Annotated in this window: 7 protein-coding genes and 2 pseudogenes; 4 read left to right on the plus strand and 5 right to left on the minus strand. The window is 36.5% G+C overall.

From position 1 onward, the window contains the following. A pseudogene (locus tag BXU11_RS16540) lies at positions 1 to 1,020 on the plus strand (helicase-related protein); the annotation flags it as partial. Here the strand turns inward: BXU11_RS16540 and BXU11_RS18600 are convergent. Further along, positions 1,017 to 1,193, minus strand: coding sequence for a hypothetical protein (locus BXU11_RS18600; protein ID WP_369803220.1), 177 nt, complete (start codon positions 1,191 to 1,193; stop codon positions 1,017 to 1,019). The pseudogene BXU11_RS16540 and the gene BXU11_RS18600 overlap by 4 nt on opposite strands. Positions 1,194 to 1,201: 8 nt before the next feature. Further along, positions 1,202 to 1,462, minus strand: a complete 261-nt coding sequence (locus BXU11_RS18605; protein WP_369803221.1) for a hypothetical protein — start codon at positions 1,460 to 1,462, stop codon at positions 1,202 to 1,204. Between the two features lie 11 nt (positions 1,463 to 1,473). Between BXU11_RS18605 and BXU11_RS18610 the strand changes: the two genes are divergently transcribed. Together BXU11_RS18610 and BXU11_RS18615 are read left to right on the plus strand one after the other, a co-directional pair. After that, entirely contained in the window at positions 1,474 to 1,737 is a 264-nt protein-coding gene (locus BXU11_RS18610; RefSeq protein WP_369803222.1) for a hypothetical protein, read from the plus strand. Further along, a complete protein-coding gene (locus tag BXU11_RS18615) occupies positions 1,722 to 2,222 on the plus strand; it encodes an alpha/beta hydrolase (RefSeq protein ID WP_369803224.1) in 501 nt (166 codons plus the stop codon). Before BXU11_RS18610 ends, BXU11_RS18615 begins: the two co-directional genes overlap by 16 nt. Before the next feature lie 255 nt (positions 2,223 to 2,477). On the opposite strand, the gene BXU11_RS18620 is transcribed toward BXU11_RS18615, so the two are convergent. Both BXU11_RS18620 and BXU11_RS18625 read right to left on the minus strand, forming a co-directional pair. Next, on the minus strand, positions 2,478 to 2,582 hold the full coding sequence (locus tag BXU11_RS18620; RefSeq protein ID WP_369803225.1) for a hypothetical protein: 105 nt from the start codon (positions 2,580 to 2,582) through the stop codon (positions 2,478 to 2,480). A 206-nt stretch (positions 2,583 to 2,788) separates the two neighbouring features. Next, a complete protein-coding gene (locus tag BXU11_RS18625) occupies positions 2,789 to 3,043 on the minus strand; it encodes a hypothetical protein (RefSeq protein WP_369803223.1) in 255 nt (84 codons plus the stop codon). A gap of 96 nt (positions 3,044 to 3,139) precedes the next feature. Here BXU11_RS18625 and BXU11_RS16560 point away from each other — a divergent pair, with 96 nt between their 5' ends. Next, complete coding sequence (locus tag BXU11_RS16560; protein WP_078213331.1) at positions 3,140 to 3,502, plus strand: excinuclease ABC subunit B; 363 nt, start codon at positions 3,140 to 3,142, stop codon at positions 3,500 to 3,502. Here BXU11_RS16560 and BXU11_RS16565 read toward each other — a convergent pair. Then, positions 3,499 to 4,515: pseudogene (locus BXU11_RS16565) on the minus strand (helicase-related protein); the annotation flags it as partial. The gene BXU11_RS16560 and the pseudogene BXU11_RS16565 overlap by 4 nt on opposite strands.

Raw genomic sequence — 4,515 nt, forward strand, 5'->3', positions numbered from 1 at the left:
ATTATTTCCCGAATGATTTTTTATTGGTAGTCGATGAAAGCCACGTGACTTTGTCGCAAGTACAAGCTATGTATGGTGGTGACCGTTCTAGAAAAGAAAACTTGGTAGAATATGGCTTCCGACTTCCCGCAGCAATGGACAACAGACCTTTGAAATTCGAGGAATTTGAAGCAATGCAAAATCAAGTCATTTATGTTTCAGCAACACCTGCGGATTATGAATTGCAAAAATGCGATGGTGTTTATGTAGAGCAAATCATTCGACCAACAGGTTTACTAGACCCCATTATCGAAATTCGTCCAAGTTTGAATCAAATTGATGATTTAATCGAAGAAATACAAGTGCGTTGTGAGTTAGATGAGCGTGTTTTGGTTACTACTTTAACCAAAAGAATGGCCGAAGAATTGGCTAAATACTTAACTAAAAGTTTCGATTCGTTGTCGCTATATTCACTCAGATGTAGATACATTGGAGCGTATCGAAATTATGCAAGATTTACGAAAAGGCTTATTTGACGTATTGATTGGAGTCAATTTATTGAGAGAAGGATTGGATTTGCCTGAAGTGTCTTTGGTTGCTATTTTGGATGCCGACAAAGAAGGGTTTCTTAGAAGCCATCGTTCACTCACCCAAACCATTGGTCGTGCAGCAAGAAACTTAAACGGAAAAGCGATTATGTATGCCGATAAAATTACTGCGAGTATGCAAAAAACAATTGATGAAACCAATTATCGCCGTACCAAACAAATCAATTACAACACCCAACACAATAAAGTTCCGCAAGCTTTAGATAAAAAAATAGACAGTGCTTTTACTAAAAATCCACTGGTGGAATACGAATTAGGCCATACTATTGCAAAAGCAGCAGAGCCAGACACGGCTTATCTTTCAAAACCAGAATTGGAAAAATTAATTCGTGAAAAACGAAAAGCGATGGAAAAAGCCGCAAAAGATTTAGATTTTATGCAGGCTGCCAAGTTCCGCGATGAAATTAAAGCATTACAAGAGAAACTCTCTTAATTGTGTTGTTCTTGAAACATTCCTAACAATGCTTTGGCATCAATCATAGCATTAGGAGATTCCTGCATCATTTGCAAAACTCGTTTGGTAGCTCCTGGATTTAACCCCATATCAATGGCTATTTGATAAATAGCCACCGACTCTTTATGATGCAAAACACCATCACTATGCATAAGTAGTGCTAATCTATAAATTGTTGAATACGCTGAAATTCTGATTTAATGGGCAAATGAGGTAACTCTTGATGAAACAAATCAGCATACTGCTCTTTAGTAAATCCCAGTTGTTTTGCTACTATTCGGATAAAGCCAAACTCGCGATGATGTAATTTCCCATCGATCACAGAAAAACTTATCATTTCTAAAAGTAAACTTCTTTTTTCTTCAAAACTATTCATCAATTTCTTATTTTTAGCTAAATTATTGTTTTTAAATGTATCCACAAAATTCAATTATGTCTAAAAAAACAATCCTATTTTTTTGCTTCTTTTTTCTTCTGGCGAAAGGATGGACACAGGAAACCACTGCTTCTGCTCAAGTAAGTACTTTTAGTATTGTATCTCCAGAGTTGCAAACGACAAAAAAAATCTGGCTCTACTTACCCAAAAACTATAGCACTTCCAAGAAGAAATATTCCGTGATTTATATGCCGATGCTCAAAATTTATTTGATGCCAAAACAGCCTACAGTGGCGAATGGAATATTGATGAAAAATTAGACAGTCTAAGTGCACAAGTAATAGTTATAGGCATTGAACACGGTAACGAAAAACGACTAGAAGAGCTCACACCCTATTCGCACGAAAAATATGGCGGCGGAAAAGCAAATCAATACCTAGATTTTATTGTCAACACATTAAAACCAAGCATCGACAAAAAATACCGTACCAAAACCGACAAAACGCACACACTAATAATTGGCAGCTCCTTGGGTGGATTGACTGCTTTTTACGCTACGCTAAAGTATCCAGAAGTTTTTGGCAAAGCAGGCGTTTTCTCTCCTGCGTTTTGGATTAACAGAAAGGATATTATCGCATTAACAGAACAAACTCAAAAGATAAAAGCAAAATACTATTTCCTTTGTGGAGATAAAGAAGGTGACGATGACAGTATGGTCAAAGACTTGAATACAATGGAAAACATCATCAACACCAAGCGTTGTTCCTGTAAACATTTGAACACAAAGACCATCATAAAAGGATAGAGCCCAACCAAAGTATCGAGATGGCTTTTACAAAAGCCATCTCGCCATAATTTTTCGTTGTGTTGGCTACTACCTTTTATGATGGTCTTTGTGTTCAAATGTTTACAGGAACAACGCTTGGTGTTGATGATGTTTTCCATTGTATTCAAGTCTTTGACCATACTGTCATCGTCACCTTCTTTATCTCCACAAAGGAAATAGTATTTTGCTTTTATCTTTTGAGTTTGTTCTGTTAATGCGATAATATCCTTTCTGTTAATCCAAAACGCAGGAGAGAAAACGCCTGCTTTGCCAAAAAACTTCTGGATACTTTAGCGTAGCGTAAAAAGCAGTCAATCCACCCAAGGAGCTGCCAATTATTAGTGTGTGCGTTTTGTCGGTTTTGGTACGGTATTTTTTTGTCGATGCTTGGTTTTAATGTGTTGACAATAAAATCTAGGTATTGATTTGCTTTTCCGCCGCCATATTTTTCGTGCGAATAGGGTGTGAGCTCTTCTAGTCGTTTTTCGTTACCGTGTTCAATGCCTATAACTATTACTTGTGCACTTAGACTGTCTAATTTTTCATCAATATTCCATTCGCCACTGTAGGCTGTTTTTGGCATCAAATAAATTTTGAGCATCGGGCATATAAATCACGGAATATTTCTTCTTGGAAGTGCTATAGTTTTTGGGTAAGTAGAGCCAGATTTTTTTTGTCGTTTGCAACTCTGGAGATACAATACTAAAAGTACTTACTTGAGCAGAAGCAGTGGTTTCCTGTGTCCATCCTTTCGCCAGAAGAAAAAAGAAGCAAAAAAATAGGATTGTTTTTTTAGACATAATTGAATTTTGTGGATACATTTAAAAACAATAATTTAGCTAAAAATAAGAAATTGATGAATAGTTTTTGAAGAAAAAAGAAGTTTACTTTTAGAAATGATAAGTTTTTCTGTGATCGATGGGAAATTACATCATCGCGAGTTTGGCTTTATCCGAATAGTAGCAAAACAACTGGGATTTACTAAAGAGCAGTATGCTGATTTGTTTCATCAAGAGTTACCTCATTTGCCCATTAAATCAGAATTTCAGCGTATTCAACAATTTTATAGATTAGCACTACTTATGCATAGTGATGGTGTTTTGCATCATAAAGAGTCGGTGGCTATTTATCAAATAGCCATTGATATGGGGTTAAATCCAGGAGCTACCAAACGAGTTTTGCAAATGATGCAGGAATCTCCTAATGCTATGATTGATGCCAAAGCATTGTTAGGAATGTTTCAAGAACAACACAATTAAGAGAGTTTCTCTTGTAATGCTTTAATTTCATCGCGGAACTTGGCAGCCTGCATAAAATCTAAATCTTTTGCGGCTTTTTCCATCGCTTTTCGTTTTTCACGAATTAATTTTTCCAATTCTGGTTTTGAAAGATAAGCCGTGTCTGGCTCTGCTGCTTTTGCAATAGTATGGCCTAATTCGTATTCCACCAGTGGATTTTTAGTAAAAGCACTGTCTATTTTTTTATCTAAAGCTTGCGGAACTTTATTGTGTTGGGTGTTGTAATTGATTTGTTTGGTACGGCGATAATTGGTTTCATCAATTGTTTTTTGCATACTCGCAGTAATTTTATCGGCATACATAATCGCTTTTCCGTTTAAGTTTCTTGCTGCACGACCAATGGTTTGGGTGAGTGAACGATGGCTTCTAAGAAACCCTTCTTTGTCGGCATCCAAAATAGCAACCAAAGACACTTCAGGCAAATCCAATCCTTCTCTCAATAAATTGACTCCAATCAATACGTCAAATAAGCCTTTTCGTAAATCTTGCATAATTTCGATACGCTCCAATGTATCTACATCTGAGTGAATATAGCGACAACGAATCGAAACTTTAGTTAAGTATTTAGCCAATTCTTCGGCCATTCTTTTGGTTAAAGTAGTAACCAAAACACGCTCATCTAACTCACAACGCACTTGTATTTCTTCGATTAAATCATCAATTTGATTCAAACTTGGACGAATTTCGATAATGGGGTCTAGTAAACCTGTTGGTCGAATGATTTGCTCTACATAAACACCATCGCATTTTTTGCAATTCATAATCCGCAGGTGTTGCTGAAACATAAATGACTTGATTTTGCATTGCTTCAAATTCCTCGAATTTCAAAGGTCTGTTGTCCATTGCTGCGGGAAGTCGGAAGCCATATTCTACCAAGTTTTCTTTTCTAGAACGGTCACCACCATACATAGCTTGTACTTGCGACAAAGTCACGTGGCTTTCATCGACTACCAATAAAAAATCATTCGGGAAAT

The sequence above is a fragment of the Flavobacterium sp. LM5 genome, assembly GCF_002017945.1.
Taxonomy (GTDB): Bacteria; Bacteroidota; Bacteroidia; order Flavobacteriales; family Flavobacteriaceae; genus Flavobacterium; species Flavobacterium succinicans.

What these genes read in the sequence shown, in the direction of transcription:
- BXU11_RS18600 (WP_369803220.1), bottom strand. Translation starts at nt 1,193, where the DNA reads ATGCATAGTGATGGTGTTTTGCATCATAAAGAGTCGGTGGCTATTTAT.
- BXU11_RS18610 (WP_369803222.1), top strand. Translation starts at nt 1,474, where the DNA reads ATGTCTAAAAAAACAATCCTATTTTTTTGCTTCTTTTTTCTTCTGGCG.
- BXU11_RS18625 (WP_369803223.1), bottom strand. Translation starts at nt 3,043, where the DNA reads ATGTCTAAAAAAACAATCCTATTTTTTTGCTTCTTTTTTCTTCTGGCG.
- BXU11_RS16560 (WP_078213331.1), top strand. Translation starts at nt 3,140, where the DNA reads ATGATAAGTTTTTCTGTGATCGATGGGAAATTACATCATCGCGAGTTT.